This window comes from Winogradskyella damuponensis (assembly GCF_039538385.1).
In the GTDB taxonomy this organism is placed as follows: Bacteria; Bacteroidota; Bacteroidia; order Flavobacteriales; family Flavobacteriaceae; genus Winogradskyella; species Winogradskyella damuponensis.
Genome location: NZ_BAABCB010000002.1, coordinates 79,921 through 101,113 on the forward strand (window position 1 = coordinate 79,921; position 21,193 = coordinate 101,113).

Genomic DNA, 21,193 nt, shown 5'->3' on the forward strand with positions numbered 1-21,193 from the left:
ACCTCTTTTTTTTAATTTAGAATATTAACTGTTAGTTTACTGCAATTCTAACGCCTTCACTATGACTACTAAACTCTGGTGCATACATACTCTGAATGGTGCTAATGCCATTACTCATATTACCAGCATTACTCACTCGTAAATCATATTCAAAGACATAAACCCCCTTTGGTAAATAGTCCATAAAGAAATTGGTGGCCGCATCTTTGGTGCTTTCATAATACCCCAAACCATCTTGCCATTTGTACTGCGATAATACATTTACAGGTTCTAAACCAGCAGCGCGCATGTCTTTAAGATGTACAAATTCCATAGTGCGATCGGTTCTCAATTCAATTCTAACTCTAATTAAATCCCCTACTTTTAATTGACTTGCTGAGGTGATTTCGGTGATTTCTTCACCTTTATCGGTATTCGATTTTAAGAACAACTTTTTACTTAACTTTAAAGGAGTTTCAGCTGAAGTTATTTTGTCTAAATCTTCAAAATATTGCCAATATAAAGCTCCCCAAGCAATGCCTTCACCTTTTTTAGTAATGGTAACATCGGCTTGTTCTGGTTTAATTTCAGAACCATTCCAAGAGGTTTTATAATACCCTGTGCCAGCTTCTACTTTTACGTTTTCTAATGTTGAAGGTGAAATGGTTTCATTACCAACTTTAACGTCTACTTGTTCTGTAACGCTAAGCCAATCACTTCCTTGTAATAATAATGCATAAACGGCTTCGGTTGTTGCTTTAGTCGTTTTCCAACTGTTGGTCTGCTTGTTTTTAAGTAACCATATTTTTAGATTGTCTATAACATCGAGATTCTTTGCTTCGCTTTGTATACTTGTACCAATTTCCGAAAACACTTCCACCATTAAGGCTTGTGTTTCAACTGGTGCTTGGTACCAGTGCCATGAGTTGGTGTTGGTTTTCCAATACATGCCTAATTCCTCTGAAGTAATACTGTTTTCTTTTAATGATTTTACAATTTTACCAGCCGTTTTTGTGTCGTCTGATCTATGCATGGTTAAAGCCATTAGGCCTTTCGCGTATAATGAACGCGATAACCAATATTTCTGAATCTGTCCTTGGTAATACTCCATAATATTCTGAACTTCTTTCGAAGGTGTCATTTCAGGGTAAAAACTTCGTGTATATAAATAATGCAATTGGGTATGTGACAAATGATCTTTGCTTAAATCAGCATCCTTGTTGTACTTTCTGATGTCTTTATATTCTTTAACAAATTCGGCATCTAAATAGTCTATGGCGTTTTCGATCATAGAGCCTTCGACTGCGCTCAGGCTGACATTTAATTGTTTCAAATGCCCAAATCCAGCAATAATATGTTGGGTAATAAATCGATTATCACGCCCACCATTAAACCAAGGCCAAGCTCCAGAACCATGTTGATTGTTCTTTAATTTACGAACAGCAGATTGCAATTCATTATTCATTTTATTCAAGTCGAATAATAAGGCAATACGTTTTTTCTGTTCGGTTTCAGACTGTGCATCACGTAACCAAGGTGTTTCTTCAATCAATAATGATTTCAATTCTTGGTTCTTTTCTAAGTTAGACAATAAAGCGTTAGTAGATTTCCATTGGTTGAAAACAGCTTCAATTCTTGGATTCGATTTTACAATATGTTGTGCTAAGGCATTCGCATAATATCTTGAAAATGTTTGCTCGTTACACTCATAAGGATATTCCATTAAATAAGGTAGGGCTTGGACAGCATACCACGCCGGATTCGATGTCATTTCTAAGGTCAACTTATGGTGACTCAGCGTTGTTGAGGTAGTATTCTTCAGTTTATCTAAAGTGAATGTTTTTGTTTGGTTAGACCGTATCCACATTGGTAGCGTTTCTGTAACTAGCATTCTGTTAGATAAAACAGGTAAGGCATTTTGCTCGCCATCACTAAAATCACCAGCTTTTGCAATCACTTTATATTGTACCGCTTGGATGTTTTTTGGGATATTCAAACTCCAAGACACTTGCGTATTGCCTTTGGCATCAACTACAAAAGGAGAGGTGTTACTAGAATTTGAAAGTTCTGCATCAATGGATTTCCCGGTCACAGCATCAGTTAATATCAATTGAGCCATTCCAGATAATTCATTGTCGGTAAGATTTGCAATTTTAGTACTAATTGTAATTTGATCTCCTTCTCTTAAAAAACGTGGTGCGTTTGGTATCACCATTAATTCTTTCTGCGTCACTGTTTCTAATTTTGTTACGGCACTTTCTAGAGTTTTAGTGTGTGCCAATAATTGTAACTTCCATTTGGTTAAGGCTTCTGGTGCTGTAAAATTGAAGCTCACATTTCCTTCCTTGTCGGTTTGTAATTGTGGAAAGAAGAACGCGGTTTCGTTTAGGTTTTTTCTTATTTGGATGTTTTCTTCTGGTAATCCATGTATTTCCATATGTGTTGCTCCTACTATCGAAGTAGAGTCAGGAACCATCTTTGTTTTGTTGCTAGTGAATTGATATTCTGGATCAGCTTTTGTTCCATAACCAACAGCCACGACTTCTTCAAGTTCAGCAGAATCAGAAACCATTGCCACGGCTTCTGGCGAAGAAAGTCTTTTACTTCTACTTAAGTACCTGTGATTATTCCCAAAATAAAACCCAAACCAATTTAATGCATCGCGTCTTTGGTTTGGATAATAGCTAGAACGATTAAAATTATTGAATAATTTAAAATTAGTATTACCAAAACTTTGTCTAGAATTTTTACCTAGTCTTCCATGATAAACAGGGTTGTTAATAGGACTAAAATTCCAGTTATGAGATCTGAATTCATCTAAAGAGGCATCATACATGCTAGCCAATAATTCTGCAGATACTTTATCACCTTTTGGTCCTTTAATTTTAAAACTCCAAGTTTCATCTTGTCCTGGTTGTAATTTATCTCTAAAAGTGGTGGTTTCAATGTCTAAAGCAGTACTCGGGTAAGGTACATTGATATTAAAACTTTGAGATTTATATTCGTTAAAAGCGGCAAATGACGTGTGTACTGTAAAGCCGCCTAAATCGCCTTCTGTTACAGGAATGCTAATTGTTTTTTTAGAATTGTTGAGTTGGACTAACTGTGTCATTATAATTGTGTTGTCCTTTTCAATTTCTACGGTAACTGTGATGTTTTTAGCAGCAGAACCTAAGGTTAATTTTGCCATCGAATTAATTTCGTAAGTGTCTTTATCTAACTGTGCTTCATAGATTTGGTTATCTGCTATGGTCTTGTCTTTATCACTAAATAACGATGTAAAGACTTGGTCTTTTATGGGTTGTCCAAATTTATCTTGGCTTTCTGCGACAATAATATATTGGCCGGATTCCCATTTACTTAACCTTTTTAAGATGATGTTTTTTTCTTTTTCGGTATCAAATTCGGTGCTAAAAACTTCGTCGCCTTTTGCCCAATTGGTTAATTGCTCTTCATTATTATAAGGTTCGTTAGGGAATAGTGTTTTAAATTCAGCTTCAGAAAGTGTTTGGTAATCTGGGGCTTGCCAAGGTCTTGTTCTTAAAACACGATTTGGCGCCTTTAGTTTATATATTTTTAATTGTCCTTTTGCTGGTGCAAATTGTCCGTTAAGATTTTGAGACGTTAAAGTGAATTCAACGTCTTTTTGAGCTTTATCAATTTTCTGAGGAGCAACTATATTGAGTGTCATGGCATGGTAACCAACATTAACAATGGTAGATGTAGAACGAGTTTCTCCATTAATATCTGTTACATCTGCTGTGATTTCATAATTAAAAACAGGAAGATTGTCTTTAGAAACACTTTCATCAGGAAGTGCTTTAAATGTAATTTCAAATTCTCCTTTAGCATTTGTTTTGGTCTCTCCAAAAGTGATTTCTTGAGCTTCCGAATTAAAATAGGGACGTCTCCAATAATACCAACTCGGAAATCTTACATTTCGTTTTACACGATATGCTACTTTAGCATCTGTAATATTACTACCTGCAAAAGCGATTGCCGTTCCGTTTACCGTAATGCTATCGTTTACTTTGTAAGTTTCTGTAATGGGTTGAAATTCTGGTTTGAACTTCGGTCGTTTGTATTCTTCAACAGAAATGTATGTGTAGCCGTAACTATGTGAAAACATATCAATGCTAAAATTACCAGTTAAGCCATCATTAGGTAAAACAAACTCACCATGTACTGAACCAAAATCATTGGTTTTTAATAAAAGTTCGCTTATAACTTCACCATTCACATTTTTCAATCTTAATTTTGAAACCTCATGAGCTGATACTTCCGTTTTTCCGTCTTTAGATTTGGTTGCGATACCTTTAAAATAAACGGTTTGGCCTGGTCTGTATATACTTCTGTCTGTGAATAAAAAGTTGCGGTATTGTGTGTCGTTATTTTTGTTTTGGTCGTATTTTCTATTAATATAGAAGTCTCCAAAGTAACCCGTCTCATCCTTAGTTTTAACCTTAATTTGAACATCTCTATAGTAGTTGGTGTTCTTTTTAAATTCGAACTTACCAAAACGGTCTGTTGTAAAGTACTTTGTTGAACGCTTATTATTTCTGTTGTTTGCATACGATAATTCAACTTCTGCATAGGCTGAAGGTTTACCATTTTGTCTATGGATAACTTGATACAAATGCGTGTCGTTTTCTGAGCTTTCAACCAATGCTAAATTTGTAGCTTGAATATGAGCTGTTGCAAAAACGTCATGTTCAGAATTTGTATTTGTTTTAATTAAGTATAGACCATTTTCTAGATGTGGTAATACAATTTCTGTGCTGTGACTTTGATAATCTCCTTCGGTTTTTAATGCTCTTGAAAATGTTTCAACAGGATTCAGTTTGTTGAAAAAATCACGCTTCTCTTTCGCTCTGTAAATTTGATTATAACGTTCTAATTGGTTTTGTGAAATTTTATATATTTTAAAATCTAAAGCGTCTAAATTTTTGTAGGTCACTAAGATTTTTGAAGGAGAGTTATTACTAATAAATTCTTCAGTTTGTAATTGTAAATTAGCTTGTTGTATTTGCTCAATTAAAACCTTGCATTTTAGAGCACCAACACTATTTGGGAATTTAGAAATTGCCAAATTACAAAGTTGTAGTGCTTCTTTTAGTTTCCAGCGGTTTTTGGTGTTGTCTTCACTGTCTTTAATAGTGTTATTGTAAGAGTTGCCTTGTGTATAATATACTGTAGCAATTTCAAAATCATATAAAGTCGATAATTCAGAAGATGCTAATGCGTTTGATTTAGACCTTAAAGTTTCCAGAAGTAAATGGTCTACATTAGAAAATACAGCATGTTGTTTTACAAAATTTAGTCGTTCAATGTCTATTTCTACAAAAGCTTTAGTCGCTTTATTCTTTTTGTGAAATTTTATTAAATTTTGATAGATTTTTAAGGCATTGCGTTGAAGTGATAATGTGTCTTTAGATGATAAATCTATAGTGATAAAACGCTCACTATCTGAAATAAATGCTTTCTTATCAATACTAAATTTGTATGCAGGCTGTGTAATACTATTTTCATCTGTTTTATAAAAGTTTAGTGCATTATGACTTAGTAAATCGTATAATGTTGGACGATAATCTTTAGAGTTGTCTTGTTCAATTAAAAGTGTAGAATAATTAGTTAATAATTCTTGTTGAAGTAGTGTGTTATTGCTAAGTGAACGTTGAAAATAGGTGTGAATTTCACTAAATAAAGTTTGTAAATCCCATGTTCTAAAATCATCACTCACTTTTTGAGACGTTTTGGTACGATTATAAAATTGGTAGCGATTTTGCTGAAAATATTGCCAATACATGGTTGCTAGCATATTTTCCAATAGGGGCTTAGTTACATTACTTTTTGAAGACTCAATTTCAGATTTAAAACGATTTACGATGTTGAGTTGTGCATCTTCTTCAAGGATGAGCATATATTTACTAATATGTAATAATGCTTTGATACGTTGTTGAGTGTTTTTGGTTTTAATCGCTTTTTGATAGATGGTTTCAACCAGATCAGAAGCACTTTTGGTAAGGCCTTCGCTTTCGAGCTTATCCACTTCTTTCCATTGATTTTCAAATTCATTTTGAGCATTAGAAAAAGAAGCAAAGCAAATGAGCATGAGTATAGAGATATAGTTTTTCATAGTGTTTTCCGTAAATGTGGTAATCTTTAGTTTAACTGTGATCATTTTCTACAAAATACCTTCAAAAGGTATTCCAAAAAAAGGTCTAATGAGTAAAAGTCTTATTTAGATGAGTGAAGTTAACAATTTGTTGAGGAAACCGAGCGTTATTAAATTGTATTTTTGTCTAAAGATTTAATAATTATATGATTAGATATTTGTTTGTTTTAATGCTGTCGTCGTTCTGTTATTCACAAACTTCAATAGCGAATGCGGAAGCGTTTATAGCTAAAAAGCAATTTGTAAGGGCTCAAAATGAAATGACTGCATTTTTAGAGTCAAATCCAAACGACTTAAAAGGAATCGAACTTTTAGGTGATGCTTATGGCCATCAGAAAAAATGGGATAAGGCTATTGCGCAATATCAAATTTTAAAGCAAAAACGACCAAATAATGCTAATTATCACTATAAGTATGGAGGTGCTTTGGGAATGAAAGCCTTGAGTATAAGTAAAATTAAAGCGCTTGGCATTATTGGAGATGTTAAACAATCATTTTTAAAAGCAGCTCAACTGGATCCCCAACATATTGACACACGTTGGGCTTTGGTAGAATTGTATGTTTCGCTTCCTGGTATTGTTGGAGGAAGTTTTTCTAAAGCTTTAATGTATGCAGAACAATTAGAGGAATTATCTAAAGTTGATGGTTATTTAGCTAAAGGCTATGTTTATGAATATGATGACGAACCAGAGCTTGCCGAAAAATATTATAGATTAGCTATAAAAGTGGGTGGTTCTGTAACGTGTTATGAAAAGTTAACTGAATTTTACGAAGGACAAGAACAGCCAGAAAAAGCTATAGGTAATTTAGAAGAAGCTAAAGATAAACACCAGCGTAACGCAATGCACTATCAAATTGGTAAGGTGTGCGCAGATTATAATATTCAATTAGAGAAAGGTGAAAAATGCCTTAAAACGTATTTGTCTAACCATTCGGCAAAAGATGGTGTGCCTAAAGAATGGGCTTATTATCGCTTAGCACAAATCTATAAACACAAGAATAATAAAACTGAAGCTTTAGTTTGGATAAATAAAGCGATTTCAGGCTTACCTGATATTGATGTGTTTAAGGAATTTAAGGAGACGATTTAATTTATACCTTCTTCTCAATACATTTATTTGTTTTTTTTACTTTGAATTAAGAAACATTCGTACTGACGTATAGATTATGTTTCGTATTTCGTTTTTGTGTCAGTGCAAGTGATTTTTGTGGAACGAGAAAATCGTATCGAGAACCTTGTTTGATAAATTCTCATTTCAAAAAACTTATAGTATTTTTACGGTATACATTTAAGGATACTATGAACGTACATTTTATCGCTATTGGTGGTGCAGCAATGCACAATTTGGCCTTAGCACTTCACAATAAAGGTTATAAAGTTACAGGAAGCGACGATACCATTTTCGAGCCTTCAAAATCGAGATTAGAAGCTAAAGGCTTATTGCCAGATGCTTTTGGTTGGTATCCTGAAAAAATCACTTCAGATTTAGAGGCGATAGTTTTAGGAATGCACGCTAAAGCAGATAATCCGGAGCTATTAAAGGCTCAGGAACTAGGTTTGAAAATCTATAGTTATCCAGAATTTTTATACGAACAAGCCAAAAATAAAACACGTGTGGTTATTGGCGGAAGTCATGGAAAAACAACCATTACTTCTATGATTTTGCACGTGATGCATTATCATAATAGAGATGTGGATTATATGGTTGGTGCACAGCTTGAAGGTTTTGATGTGATGGTAAAACTCACAGAGCACAATGATTTTATGGTGTTAGAAGGTGATGAATATTTAAGTTCGCCTATAGATATGCGACCAAAATTTCATTTGTACAAACCAAATATTGCGTTGTTGAGTGGTATTGCTTGGGATCATATTAATGTGTTTCCTACGTATGAAAACTACGTGGAGCAGTTTAGCATCTTTGTAGATTCTATTGTGACAGGTGGAAGTATTAATTATAACGAAGAAGATCCTGAAGTCAAACGTGTAGTGGAAGCTTCAGAAAATCAGATTCGAAAAATAGCTTACAAAACTCCAGAATACACGGTTGAAGATGGAGAAACATTATTAGAAACTCCAGAAGGTCCAATGCCAATTGAAGTTTTTGGTGCGCACAACTTAAATAATTTAGCTGGTGCCAAATGGATTTGCCAACACATGGGCATCGATGAAGACGATTTCTACGAAGCCATTTCTACGTTTAAAGGAGCAAGCAAACGTTTAGAGAAAATTGCCGAATCTAAGACAAGCGTAGCTTATAAAGATTTTGCACACTCTCCAAGTAAAGTAGAAGCCACAACCAAAGCGGTAAAAGAACAATACAGCGATCGTACTTTAGTGGCGTGTTTAGAATTGCATACCTATAGTAGCCTTAATGCCGAATTCCTAAAAGAATATAAAGGAGCTTTAGATGCTGCAGATGTTGCTGTTGTGTTCTATTCTCCACATGCTGTAGAAATTAAGAAACTAGAAGAAGTTACAGAAACACAAATTGCAAATGCTTTTGAGCGCGATGATTTAATCATTTATACCAATCCAGAAGACTTTAAAAACTTCTTGTTTTCTCAAAAATTTGATAATAAGAGTTTGTTATTAATGAGTTCGGGTAATTATGGTGGTTTGGATTTTGATGAGGTGAAAGCACTTTTTTAAAGCGCTATTATCTATTTAGTAATTAGATCTCTTCTTGTTCAAAAACAGTATTTCTTTGCGTCCTCGTCTTATAGATATTCTTAGGACTAATGTCTCTGTTTGCCTTTGGACAATAGTTTTTACTATTTGGGTTTAGAATATAGTCGAGCTGATAATCAATCATTTTTTCAAAAGGAATAAGGAAGTCCTTTGTTTCGCATTGTTCTACGTTACCTTCTTTAAGTAAATTTAAAACCGTATAAACGGACTCAATGGTACTCAAACAAAGCGATTCTGGTTGCTGCTTAATAATAAATTTTGATTTTATTTTATTATCAAAACTCACTCTCTTTAGTTTTTGCAAGTTCTTACTTAATTTAAGCATTTTGCGAGCGCAAGGCCATGTACCATCAAGAATGAAGATGTGTGGAGTGCCACCCATAAAAGAATTTATTTCAGAACTTTTTCTTATGGATAAGTTGAAATTATCTTTTCCTGGATAAAGTAAGAAAGCACTTTTTTCATTAGAGAGTATGTCATTCACACGTTTATTATTGGTAAAATCTATACCAACTATAATTTCTGAATTTTCAAGTTGAAGATTAGTCATATGTCCCGTGCCGTTTTTTTCTTTTTTGTACTCCTTTGGGTGCATAAGAATAATAAAGCGCGTCTTAGTCTGAAATGGACTAATATGTTTACAAATACATGTGCTTGAAGGCCTCATACATTTATAACATGTAATTCTGTGGGTTTTTATATCTACTTGCAAGTCAAATATCTTTTTGTTTCTCTAATTGGTTATTGTATATAAATATACAGAGACTTTTATTTTCCAATTATCGAACGTTTTGAATACGTTTATATACTATTACTCATTCTCAATCTTATCAATCATCTGCTTAAATAGATCTAACAAGAAAATAAGTTTGCTAGCATCACCTGCTGCGAAGAATTTTGAATTTTCAACTTTTACACCATACCAATCTTGTCTATTGATTTCGTTAAGAATCCATTTGATTTCTAAATTGGCTATAGATGTTTTAGAGATATCAATTTCAACTTCCCAACCTGGTGTGTCTAATGTGGTAATCTGAATCACTTCACCTTTTTCCCAGTCTCCATCGCAATTACTTTTGAACCAATCTTGTATCCACTCTAAAATTTCCATTCCAATTCTCTTATTATATGTTTTGTCATTAAGAAGCGTAACCAAATATGCTGTATGCTCTCCATAAATCACAAAGAAACATGCTTATGAAAAATGCTAAAACTTATAGCATACGACAACGCAGCGTGCAATATAATCTTTATCTTCTTATGTAGCGTTGTCTTGTGTAGAAGTTGAACGCATTAAAAATAAGGAATAGTGTTTGTTGTAATAATCCGATGAAAATAATAACATCATACAAGCCTGTTATAAAACACACAGATGATTTAATTATCTATTACCATTTCTGTGTAGATTTATAATAAGATGTTAAAGACGTAACCTGAAAGTATTATACAAAGCGTAACAACACCAAAAAAAATGGCAATCAATTTTAAGGACATTACTTTTTTTAGCAAGGTGGCTTCAGGAATAGATAAACCTACGGTTGCCATCATAAAAGCGATAGCTGTACCCAAAGGCACTCCTTTAGCAACAAAAACTTGAATCACAGGCACAATACCTGCTGCGTTGGCATACATTGGTACGGCAACTAATACGGCAATAGGTACAGTCCACCATTCTCCACCTCCTAAATACGCACTAAAAAAGTTTTCTGGAACATAGCCATGCATGGCTGCTCCAATAGCAATACCAATAATGACATAGAGGAGAACGCTTTTTACAATATCCCAAGCTCCGTTTATAATTTCAGGTAAGCGTTGGTAAAACGTTTTGTGTTCTTCTTCAAATTGGGCTTGTTGCATTTTGTTTTTGAGAATCTGTTTTACCCAATCGGATAGTAAGGGTTCAAGATTAAATTTACCAAGAAGCCAACCACCAATCGTACCTAATAAAATACCTGAAGCGACATAAATTAATGTGGCTTTTACACCAAACATACCTATAAACATGGCTACCGCAACCTCATTTACTAATGGTGAGGTGATTAAAAACGAAAAGGTGACACCTAAGGGAATGCCGCCTTGTACAAAACCAATAAACAATGGTACCGAAGAGCAGGAACAAAACGGTGTTATGGCTCCAAAAACGGAAGAGAAAAAGTATTCTAAACCGTAAAGCTTTTTTTTGTTCAGATAATCTTTAAGGCGTTCAATGGGGAAATAAGCATTTACAATGCCCATGATAAAAACGATAACAAAAAGCAGAATCAGAATTTTAAGCGTATCGTACACAAAGAAATTGAGTGCCACTCCTAAATGGGTTTCGGCACCAATGCCTAAGACAGAATAGATGAACCAATCGGCAAAATGTTGTAACCAATTAAACATTTTTTAAGGTTTTAATGGTGCCAGAAATAGAACAGGATAATTTGATAGTATTGTAAATAGTTCCAAACTTTTCAATATTCTTTTTTAATAATTCTACATTCAATTTATCGTCCTTGGTGTAAATGGTTAAATCATAATTGATGTTTTCCATTCGTGGCGGATTTTCGAGACGTGTAGCACTAACATTAAGCATTGTTTTGGTGTAGCTAAATTTCATCATAGTAGAAAAACGTTCCACATTTTTAAGCATACAAGCGGCAAATGAACCTAAGAATAATTCGGCAGGATTGGGTAAAGCTTCAGCGGTTTTAGACGTTGTGCCAAAATCTATATCTGATGCTTTGATATGAATAATAGCATCTTCATTAGATAAGGAAGAGGCTTTGATTTGATAATTCATAACCGTTCATTTTAATTTAAAAGTTTCAATACTTCGTCTTTTGAAGGGACTCTGCCTTTTATGGTAACAACATCATCGATGACTAAAGCAGGAGTCGTCATAATGTTGAATTTCATAATTTCCATGATGTCCTCAACTTTGTCAATAGTAGCATCAATGTTGTGTTCTTTAACGACGTCTTTAACCACATTAGTCATTGATTTACATTTTGGGCATCCGGTTCCTAATATTTTAATTACTTTACTCATAATACAATTATTTGTTTATCGCCAATAGACGATAGGGTTTTGAAAAAAATATCAATCAAAAAAAATCTTGAAACAATGCTTTTGCAATTTTCCAGTTATCGTGATTAATACAGTACTTTATTTTAGGTGATTCTAATTCGCCTTGAATTAAACCCACATTTTTCAATTCTTTTAAATGTTGAGATACTGTAGATTGTGCCAACGGAAAGACATCTACTAAATCTCCTGTGAAACAACACGATTGATTTTTGAGATGCTTCAATATGGCAATTCGTGTTGGATGTCCTAATGCTTTAGCAAATTTGGCTAAGGCTTCGGTATTTTTCTGGTACTCTATGGTTTCTAAACTTCTTTTCATGTCTCTTATCGTAAATTTACGATTGGTTTTTGGGTTAAAATGTGACATTTGTCACATTAGCTTAATTATTAGATATATTATAAGGGAAAGTATCTTTTGAGTACTGCTGTCATTCAGAATAGAGCGAAGCATTTCAATTACCCAAGATGTTAATAGTAGATACAGCTTCTTCGGTTATGCTTCCCTCAGAATAACAACTAGTGAATAATTTAGTCTTAAAAAAAAATGTACCGAGAACTTTTAGTCAATCTAATAGTTCTCGATACATTCATGTATTCTTTGTTGCACTTCGAATCAATAAACACTCGAAATGATGTGCTAGGACAGGTTCAGTGATTCTTAAATCTTAGAAACAAATTCCAAAAACACTGCTTTATGCTTTTCCAAATCTAAATCTGGAGATAAGGACACACGTGCAATATAATCTTTGTCACCTTCTTTGGTAGTACCTTGTGTTGAGGTTGCAGGAATGGTCCAATAACAGCCTTTTAACTGTCCGTAACTCACGCAATACTTGCTTTCGTTAGGGATTTCGGTAATCATTAAATTGATTAATCTATGATTTAAAGCACGTTTATAAGTTTCTTTTTCTTCAGGAGTATTGCCTTTTGTAGGAAGGTCTAATGAAAACACTGAAGGAGTAAACCCTTGTGCTGCCAATTCTTCTGAAACAAAATTGATTTTCGCTTCTGGTAAGGTGTCATGAATAAAATTCACAAACTCACGTGTGTTTTTATACGCCTCCGCAATACGCTGATTCATAGATGGTAATTGCTTAGCCAATATCTCGTATTGAAGCGCAGTCGCCTCATTATCGCAAAGCGTCAAATGCAATGCAATTTTATCCATTAAAGCATCTACTTTAGCATTTCCTACAATATAACCCGCTGTACATTTTCCACCACTCGGGAATTTAGAACCACTCGCATAAGAAATCGTACGCACTGAAGATAATATTTCACCTTCACCTAAAAAGTGCACATTAGGACAAAAGGTTTGATCTAATATAAACACAGGATCTATCGCGATGTCTCCAGAAGCCGTTTTACGTTCTTTGCTTAAAGCTTCTTTTAATTTTTGTAAATCCGGAACTTCAACACGCGGGTTGGTTGGGATTTCAGCAATGATATAAGGAATGGCATCGTCGTGGGCAATTTTATCTAAAACGGTATGGATACTTTGCACCATATCATTATCACCATCTACTGGTAAATCGACCACTTCCACATTATCTAAACAGGCCGCAACACGTCTGGCTTGGTCATTGGTGCCTCCATAACAATTTGGTGGCACCACAAACTTAATCGCTTTGCCTTTATGGTGTTCTAAGGAATAGTCTACCAAGCCCATCATAATGGCATACTGAACCGATAATCCGCTAGAACCGACTAAAGGCTGAGACGTTGTGCCGTTAATTTCCTTAATGGAATTTAAAACACTGGCTTTGTTTGCTTCAAAGTCACTGTCTTCATTGGTAATCGGAGTGTGTTCGGTTAACGCTTTTAAAGCCACTAGACAATTCGCAGGGGTCATAGCAATCGTTTCGCGACGTCTCACATGCTGAATGTCTGAAATATAACCATGGTTTTGCTCACCATTAACTAATAATACACTTCCTAAATGGGCATGATTATTAATATAAAAGTCAATATTTGGGTTAAGCTCAGTTGTAGAGAATTCATGTTGTTCTGAAATGAAAACCGTACTGCCTTTAAACTCTAGAATAGCATCTGTACTATCAATTTTTATGATATCGAAATTATAACCATACACCTGCTTGATAATATCAGCATCAAAAAATTCTGGAAGTTCGCCTGTATATACAATTTGGGTCTTTTTGTTTTCTAATAAATTTGTTCTTAAAATAGACAACACAGGAACCGTTTGTGACGAAAAACTAATCACCTGTTCTGGTTGTAGTCCATGTAAGTTGGCAATGGCCCATTCTAAAATACAAGATAAAGGATGCCCTAAACGAATATAATCGTAAGCGGTTGGTAATTCGTTTAATGCCGATGGCTCAGTGCTATTGGCATTAAATAACAACTCAAACTCATCTAAAAACTGTGTTTTAGCTAATTTCTCATTGTAAATATCTAAACGATGCGTGGTTAGACCTAACCAGTCAGTTGGCATGTTGCTTAGAACGTCTTTTATGTAATTTAGGGTTTTATTGTCTTGCATGATTGCCACTTTATAATGATTTGTAAAGATACGTTAGTTGAGGTTTTACTGAAAGCCTTACAAGGTGTTTTGTGTTCCAGTATTGATTATTTTTTTTATTAAAATAAATAAAATGACGCTTTAATTGTTTTAATTTAATTTTAATAGTGAAATAATGAAGCATAATTATTTTATTTACAAGTATGTAGGCTAGGTTTCTTTAACAGTGATTTGTCTAAAAAAAGTATATTTGTTTAAAATAATATAATATGGAGTTGAACTTGATAGAAAGGACTGTAAAAGAGTTGATGGAGAAATTTGGAGCAGGTAATCATAAACCTGGATCCGGAAGTGCAGCAGCATTTCAAGGAATGGTTTCGGCTAAATTAATATCAACAGTAATAAGCTTATGTGCTGAAGAAAAAAGAAAACACCTTTACTCTCATTGTATCTATCAACTCTTAGATTTTCAAGATCAAATTGAAGGTAGAATTTATCCGAAACTCGAAGATTTATTTCAATTTGATTCTGAACAGTTTGACAAGACTATAAAGTTAAGAAAAGCTCGTGACATAGAAACTGATGAGGCAAAGAAGAATCAACTCAGAAGAGAGGCACTTGAAGAATTAAAAATATCTATTGCTATACCTTTCCAAATTGCTGAGCTCTGTAAAGAAATAGCTGAAATTGGAGATTTTGTTTTTGATAATGGATTTCGGGCTGCTCGTGGCGACTCGCAAGTTGGGATAAGTGGTGCTGTTTCAGCATTGTCTGGATGCATTGCTATTATACGTCTAAATGTCCTTTCATTTAATAGTGATGAATATGAATACACAAAATCAATAGTCCATAGGGTTAATGATTTAGACAAAGACAATCAAAAGCTAAATAAACTAGCTAATGCAAAGATTGAAATACTACGGAATGAGTTTAATCAAAAAATTCCTCTGTTTGAAGGTTTAAGTAAATTAAGGGCTAAATATCGTGGTAAGAAGAATGTTAAGATTGAAGAATGCGTGAGAGATTTACAAAATCTAATATGGGTAAATAAGCATTTAATCTGGAAAAAGAAGGTTCCTAGTAATCAATTTGAGGTTTTACGACCAGATATTGTATTAAGACAAGCTTTAGGTTTTGATTATTTTTCATCTTCAAGTTATGGGGTTCCTAATGAAAATGATGAAATAGTTGAAGTTGCAGGTGTAATCGATCAACCGAACAAATTAGTTATGGTGTCAAATAAGTTTCCAAAAGAAGTACAGAGATTTACAGCAGCACATGAATTGGGACATGCAATACTTCATGATCAACCGGTTTTACATAGAGATATAGCTGTGGAATGTATTGGTCAAAGAAATACACGTGATATTGTGGAAATTGAAGCAGATAAGTTCGCTACAAATTTTTTAATGCCCAATAAATTGGTGAGAAGAGAGTTCGAAAATATTTATTCATATAAAGTTTTTGAACTAAACGAGGATTCTGCTTTTCAATTTGGAGGACGAAGTGTTGGTGAATTAAGGAAGGAATGTAAAAACCTACGTGGGTTATCGCGTAAATTGGCATCCACAGAGTCATTTGATAATAAGCATTTTCATTCTTTATCTGAAAAATTTAATGTTTCAGTAGAGGCAATGGCTATACGTTTAGAAGAATTAAAATTATTGTATTATTAACATGTCAATTTAAATTTTATAACATAAAAATCTTAACACCAAAACCCTATTCCCCAGAACTAAAAACCCTCTGCCACACCAAAACAACCTTACGTTTAATTTTAGTCGGGTTTGAGACTACAAAAGCAAAACCCATAGTGGTAAGAAGAGCAATAAAGGCAAGTGCGCCAAGTGCACCTCCATAACCATCAAAGACATGGCTTTTCGTAATGTAAATCCCAGTGAATAGCGCTCCTGCTATGGCAAGCAAGGTGTAACTTTTTAAGGTTTTAGCAGAAACCATCCCAATAAACGAGGTGCCAACAAATACAATAGGTAGATGTTCTGTTAAATAGCTATTGAGTAGGTTAGGGAAGATATAAAAAAATAAGCCTACAATGAGTGAGAGTAAAGCAGACGCTTTTACAGCGCCAAGTCGTAAGTGTTCGCTAACAAAGTAGGTGAGTGTGGCGCCTAAAATTCCGGTGATGATGAGGATAAATGTATTCATGCTATGAATGAATAAATTAGAGTCGCAGTGATAACACCAGCAAATGCCATGGTGCCTAATTTTCCGCCAACACCGAGAAATAAGTTTTTAGACATCATAAAAAACAAGCCTGCCAAAGTGCCTGCAGCAAGAACAAAACCAATAGATGGAGTGGTTGCTACACTAGACATACCTACAAAAGCTCCACAATAGATACTTGCTGGTAGTTGTTGTAAATAGTTCGATTTTTTATTTAGCGATGGTACAAATGATGCCAAAGTACCCACAATACCCATGGCTAAAATACTTCCTAAGCCTCCATGGATATTTAAGAGGTAACATAATACCGCACCAATTGGCACCCAAATAACGACTGATATTTTTTCGTAGGCGTAATCTTCATGGTGTAAATCTAAGTAGCGGTATCCAAAAACGATGGTGAGTATAATAACAAGTGCCGCTATAATTATGGCAGCGTTGGTTTCGTAATGCGCGTTTACAATCATGGTTAAAAATGTAACCTGTGTAAATAAAACAGTAGCGACCATTAAAAATCGAATGGCTTTATGTTTCCTCATTAAGAAATTTTAGTTTTTTGCTTTGGGGCTAAGTTTGATAACTTAGTCTTAGAAGATGCAAAGGTCTAAGAAAATTTTTAAGAGGCAAATTGTAGCGTAGAAATTTAGAGTTAAGTTAATAAGACTTAAACTTATCCGTTTTTTAATATTTCAGTAACGGCTTGTTGGTATGCTCTTGGATTATTGGCCTTTTTTATTTTCTTAAAGGTTTTTTGTGGATTAGAAAACGACTGCGCAAAGTATTCCCAAAAACCTTGCATTTTCATTTTTATAGGAGTTGGTCCAGAAAGCGCGGCATCGTATTGCTGATAAATAGTGTCGTGAAATTCTCTAAAAATATCCCATCGGTTTTCTGGATATTCAGTCGTGTCGTTTTTTATCATGCTTGGTAAAAACGGATCAGCAATTAATCCTCTGCCAATCATAAAATGATCGATACTAGGAAAACGGGTTTGCATTTCTTTTAGCTTTGCTACAGAGGTGATATCTCCATTATAATACAATTTGTGTTTGGTGCTTTCTATACATTTTTCAAAAGCATCAAGATTGACACCTCCTTTATAGAGTTGTTTTCCAATACGTGCATGAATGGCAATATTCTTTAGCGGATAAGCATCTAAAATAGGGAAGGTGTCTAAAATTTCTTCCGGATGTTCGTAGCCCATTCGCATTTTCATAGAGACCACAATGTCTGTTTCTTTATGAACACGCTCAAGAATATGATTGATTTTTTCTGGGTCGCAAATCAATCCAGAACCCATACCACGATTCGTTACCATTGGATAGGGACAGCCTAAATTCCAGTTCAACTCTTTATAGCCTAATTCCTGAATGTAATCAACCACGAATAAAAACTCATCAGCTCTATTGGTCATAATTTGTGGAATGACTTCGAGGTCAGTATTATTTTCCAGTTGCAAATCTATTTGATAAGAATTTTTGATTATTAATTTCTTATTAAATCGAATATAAGGAGCATAAAACGTGTCAATGCCTCCAAAATAGTGGTTAAAGGCATTCCGAAATCGGAAGTCTGTAAACCCTTGTAGAGGTGAAGATAATAGCGTAAGCGGCATTTCGTTTTGTGTTTTTAGGTTGCGTTTTTATGCGACTGCTAAATAACAAAAAACTAACTTATTATATTGATGAATGTAAGAGGTTCTTTATTTTAAATGTTTATTAAAAAAAGCAATGGTACGTTCCCAAGATAAAGTAGCTGCTGCTTTATCATAACGTGGAGTCGTGTTATTATGAAAACCATGATTCACTTCAGGATAGATATAAGCTGTATATTCAATACCATTGGCTTTTAAGATTTTTTCAAAAGCAGGCCAACCTGCATTAACTCTGGTATCTAATTCGCCATATTGGAGTAGGAGTGGCGCTTTAATCTTTACAGCATCTTCAGCTTCTGGTTGTCGGCCATAATACGGCACTGCAGCGCCTAAGTTAGGTAAACGAACAGCCATCATATTAGAAATCCAACCTCCAAAACAAAAGCCAACGACACCAACATTGCCATCGCAGTTGTCGTAATTTTTAAGGTGATGATAAGCTGCAATAAAATCTTCGAGCATTTCCTGCTGGTTACGTGTTTTTTGCATTGTTCTTCCATCGTCGTCATTGCCGGGATAGCCGCCAAGCGGACTCAAAGCATCTGGCGCCAATGAGATAAAACCTGCTTTTGCGGTGCGCCTGCCTACATCTTCAATATATGGATTTAGACCTCTGTTTTCATGTACCACAATAACTCCAGGTAATTTTGTTTTGTTGTCCTTTGGTTGTGATAATAAGCCTTTGATGGTACCACCTCCTTTTGGGGATTCATAAGTTATATAATCTGAATCTAAGCTTGGGTCATCTGGTTGTACCATTAAATTAGTGATATAATCTGGCGACATAAAACTTAATAATGATGATAGTGTAACTCCTCCAACAGCGTATAAAGATAGTTTTTCTACAAACTGTCTTCGGTTGAGTTTGTTATGTGCGTAATCATCGTATAAATCGAAAACGTCTTGTTTAATGTCTTCTTTTTTTAAGTCTTTCATAAGTTGCTGTTTTATATCATGGATAATCAATTGATTAAATTACAAATTTTGAAAACGCAAATCCGTATTTTATAATTATTTAACACGTGTTAAGATAATAGAGTCGTCATCAAATTCAGTGGGTCTTGCTGCATCAAAATTTATATTAAATTTTAAAGTGTCTTCATCTGTAAATTCTGCGATGCCTAACATTTTCTTTGATTCACCAGATTCTATTTTTGTCATAGTAAAATCAACTTCAATTGGATTAGTGTCGTAATTAATGGTGTAAGTCATTTTTCCTTTTTTACCATTCATAAAGAATTCTTTACCTCCAATAGTTTGTCCATTAATTTCAAAAGCGGCATAACCTTCATCATCAAAAATAATATAGCCAATCTCATTCTTGTCTTCACCTTTCCATTTGCCAATAAAGTCGTTTGTATTGGTTGTGGTGTTTAATAAAAGTGCAGGGATAATAAATAATGTAAATAGATACTTCATTGGTTTTTGTTTAGAATATTTTATTTAAAAATTGAGTAATACTTTCTTGATTGGCTCTAACTAATTCTTCTCGAGCCGCTTTGATGTCGCTTGGTTTTTTGTCTTGAGAGAGTTTAAATTTACCTTCCCAATTGGTAATCGTAATTTCAAACATTTCAATATAGTTAAGGTTTTTGTCTAAACGCGGATGGTTGGGGTCTAAAATGTATTTATGGTCTGGTGCTTCTAAAAATTCAGTCATTAAAATTAAGGATTGCTTTAGAGCCGCTTTACTTTCTATAGCTTTTACTTTACCTTTTAGATGTACTTTAATATAGTTCCACGTAGGAAGTTGTGCTGTAGAATAAATACTAGGCGAAATATAACATTCTGGTCCTGCAAAAATGAGAGTAACCTCCTTATTGTCCTTTAATAATTTAGCTTGCGGATTGTTTATATCAATATGGCCAATGAGTTTGCCTTCTTTATAAATTAAAGGTAAATGTGTAATTACGGGTTGATTGTCTTGTACAGAAATAACCGTTGCTAAAGGATAGGTTTTTATAACGTCAACCATGTGATTGGTGTCATTATCTTGGTGATGTTGTGGAGGATACAATAGGTTTGTGATTTTAAGATTTACGTCTATTGATTATTAAATTACTTCAACATTTATAGACGCTTAAATTTACAATTTTTTTATCTTTAATGCATGGCAAAGAAGTTAACTTCATTTTCAATTAAAAATTGGTCACAAGACGATCAGCCAAGAGAAAAGCTTAGAGACAGAGGGAAAACGTCTTTAAGTGATGCTGAATTAATAGCCATTTTAATTGGTTCTGGCAACAGAGAAGAAAGTGCTGTAGCATTATGTAAACGTATTTTTGCGAGTGTAGGTAACAACTTAAATGCTTTAGGTAAATTATCTATTGCACAATTAATGGAGTTTAAAGGTATTGGTGAAGCCAAAGCGATAACTATTGCTGCGGCATTAGAATTAGGACGTCGTCGTCGCTTAGAAGACGCACTTCAATTAGATAAAATAACATCGAGTCGTTCGGTTTTTGATGTTATGCAACCTGTTATTGGAGATTTACCGCATGAGGAATTCTGGATCTTATATCTCAATAATTCGAATAAAGTCATTCAGAAAAATCAATTAAGTAAAGGAGGTATTACAGGTACTTTAGTCGATGTTCGCTTGGTACTCAAAAATGCATTAGAAGTTGGAGCTGTAGCCTTAATATTGTGTCATAATCATCCTTCAGGGACTTTAAAACCAAGTCAAGCAGACAAAGCGATAACTCAAAAGTTAAAAGTGGCAGCTCAGAGTTTAGATATTTCGGTTTTAGACCATCTAATCATTACTGAAAATGCTTATTATAGTTTCGCAGATGAAAATAGTCTTTAAGCAATTCTAAAACTTAGAAATCTTAAATCTCATGTTATTTTGAAAAGCTATAGAATTTATTGTTTTTAATTTGGAATTTGCCCTAGCTATAAATTAACTTTCCAAAGCCAAATCAAAATTTTTTAAATAAAGGTCAATTAGGATTACCA

18 protein-coding genes are annotated in these 21,193 nt (G+C 34.1%); 4 read left to right on the forward strand and 14 right to left on the reverse strand.

All coding sequences use genetic code 11. The features are described from left to right. Positions 1-31: 31 nt before the first annotated feature. A complete protein-coding gene (locus tag ABD730_RS00415) occupies positions 32-6,115 on the reverse strand; it encodes an alpha-2-macroglobulin family protein (protein WP_344711800.1) in 6,084 nt (2,027 codons plus the stop codon). Between the two features lie 185 nt (positions 6,116-6,300). On the opposite strand from ABD730_RS00415, the gene ABD730_RS00420 reads away from it, so the two are divergent. Both ABD730_RS00420 and ABD730_RS00425 read left to right on the forward strand, forming a co-directional pair. Then, positions 6,301-7,245, forward strand: coding sequence for a tetratricopeptide repeat protein (locus ABD730_RS00420; protein WP_344711802.1), 945 nt, complete (start codon positions 6,301-6,303; stop codon positions 7,243-7,245). Positions 7,246-7,454: 209 nt separating this feature from the next. Beyond that, positions 7,455-8,807, forward strand: coding sequence for a UDP-N-acetylmuramate--L-alanine ligase (locus ABD730_RS00425; RefSeq protein ID WP_334470504.1), 1,353 nt, complete (start codon positions 7,455-7,457; stop codon positions 8,805-8,807). Positions 8,808-8,829: 22 nt separating this feature from the next. Here ABD730_RS00425 and ABD730_RS00430 read toward each other — a convergent pair whose 3' ends face one another. The 7 genes from ABD730_RS00430 to ABD730_RS00460 form a co-directional block, all read right to left on the reverse strand. Further along, on the reverse strand, positions 8,830-9,558 hold the full coding sequence (locus ABD730_RS00430) for a tRNA-uridine aminocarboxypropyltransferase (RefSeq protein ID WP_344711804.1): 729 nt from the start codon (positions 9,556-9,558) through the stop codon (positions 8,830-8,832). Positions 9,559-9,657: 99 nt separating this feature from the next. Then, the gene (locus ABD730_RS00435; RefSeq protein WP_344711806.1) at positions 9,658-10,029 is read right to left on the reverse strand and encodes an immunity 53 family protein; all 372 of its coding nucleotides are present in this window, start codon (positions 10,027-10,029) and stop codon (positions 9,658-9,660) included. A gap of 224 nt (positions 10,030-10,253) precedes the next feature. Then, positions 10,254-11,228 carry a permease gene (locus tag ABD730_RS00440; RefSeq protein ID WP_344711808.1) on the reverse strand — a complete coding sequence of 325 codons (975 nt, stop codon included), beginning with the start codon at positions 11,226-11,228 and terminating at the stop codon, positions 10,254-10,256. Further along, complete coding sequence (locus ABD730_RS00445) at positions 11,221-11,628, reverse strand: OsmC family protein (protein ID WP_344711810.1); 408 nt, start codon at positions 11,626-11,628, stop codon at positions 11,221-11,223. Before ABD730_RS00445 ends, ABD730_RS00440 begins: the two co-directional genes overlap by 8 nt. An 11-nt stretch (positions 11,629-11,639) precedes the next feature. Next, on the reverse strand, positions 11,640-11,876 hold the full coding sequence (locus ABD730_RS00450) for a thioredoxin family protein (RefSeq protein WP_115818578.1): 237 nt from the start codon (positions 11,874-11,876) through the stop codon (positions 11,640-11,642). 55 nt (positions 11,877-11,931) lie between these two features. Continuing rightward, positions 11,932-12,234: an ArsR/SmtB family transcription factor gene (locus ABD730_RS00455; RefSeq protein ID WP_344712312.1), complete on the reverse strand. Its 303-nt coding sequence runs from the start codon at positions 12,232-12,234 to the stop codon at positions 11,932-11,934. 339 nt (positions 12,235-12,573) lie between these two features. Further along, entirely contained in the window at positions 12,574-14,418 is a 1,845-nt protein-coding gene (locus ABD730_RS00460; RefSeq protein ID WP_344711813.1) for a PLP-dependent aminotransferase family protein, read from the reverse strand. Positions 14,419-14,666: 248 nt separating this feature from the next. Here ABD730_RS00460 and ABD730_RS00465 point away from each other — a divergent pair, with 248 nt between their 5' ends. Continuing rightward, entirely contained in the window at positions 14,667-16,073 is a 1,407-nt protein-coding gene (locus ABD730_RS00465) for a cyclodeaminase/cyclohydrolase family protein (protein WP_344711815.1), read from the forward strand. A 46-nt stretch (positions 16,074-16,119) separates the two neighbouring features. Here ABD730_RS00465 and ABD730_RS00470 read toward each other — a convergent pair whose 3' ends face one another. The 6 genes from ABD730_RS00470 to ABD730_RS00495 form a co-directional block, all read right to left on the reverse strand. Further along, positions 16,120-16,563 carry a hypothetical protein gene (locus ABD730_RS00470; protein ID WP_344711818.1) on the reverse strand — a complete coding sequence of 148 codons (444 nt, stop codon included), beginning with the start codon at positions 16,561-16,563 and terminating at the stop codon, positions 16,120-16,122. After that, positions 16,560-17,120, reverse strand: a complete 561-nt coding sequence (locus ABD730_RS00475) for a hypothetical protein (protein ID WP_344711820.1) — start codon at positions 17,118-17,120, stop codon at positions 16,560-16,562. The genes ABD730_RS00470 and ABD730_RS00475 overlap by 4 nt, the downstream gene beginning before the upstream one ends. A gap of 131 nt (positions 17,121-17,251) precedes the next feature. Next, the gene (locus ABD730_RS00480; protein WP_344711822.1) at positions 17,252-18,196 is read right to left on the reverse strand and encodes a tRNA dihydrouridine synthase; all 945 of its coding nucleotides are present in this window, start codon (positions 18,194-18,196) and stop codon (positions 17,252-17,254) included. A gap of 87 nt (positions 18,197-18,283) precedes the next feature. Continuing rightward, complete coding sequence (locus ABD730_RS00485) at positions 18,284-19,171, reverse strand: dienelactone hydrolase family protein (RefSeq protein WP_344711824.1); 888 nt, start codon at positions 19,169-19,171, stop codon at positions 18,284-18,286. 75 nt (positions 19,172-19,246) lie between these two features. Continuing rightward, complete coding sequence (locus ABD730_RS00490; protein ID WP_334470481.1) at positions 19,247-19,654, reverse strand: hypothetical protein; 408 nt, start codon at positions 19,652-19,654, stop codon at positions 19,247-19,249. Positions 19,655-19,664: 10 nt separating this feature from the next. Beyond that, positions 19,665-20,252, reverse strand: coding sequence for an FMN-binding negative transcriptional regulator (locus tag ABD730_RS00495; protein WP_344711826.1), 588 nt, complete (start codon positions 20,250-20,252; stop codon positions 19,665-19,667). Between the two features lie 93 nt (positions 20,253-20,345). On the opposite strand from ABD730_RS00495, the gene radC reads away from it, so the two are divergent. After that, positions 20,346-21,044: a RadC family protein gene (radC, locus tag ABD730_RS00500; RefSeq protein ID WP_215927657.1), complete on the forward strand. Its 699-nt coding sequence runs from the start codon at positions 20,346-20,348 to the stop codon at positions 21,042-21,044. The last annotated feature ends 149 nt before the right edge of the window (positions 21,045-21,193 follow it).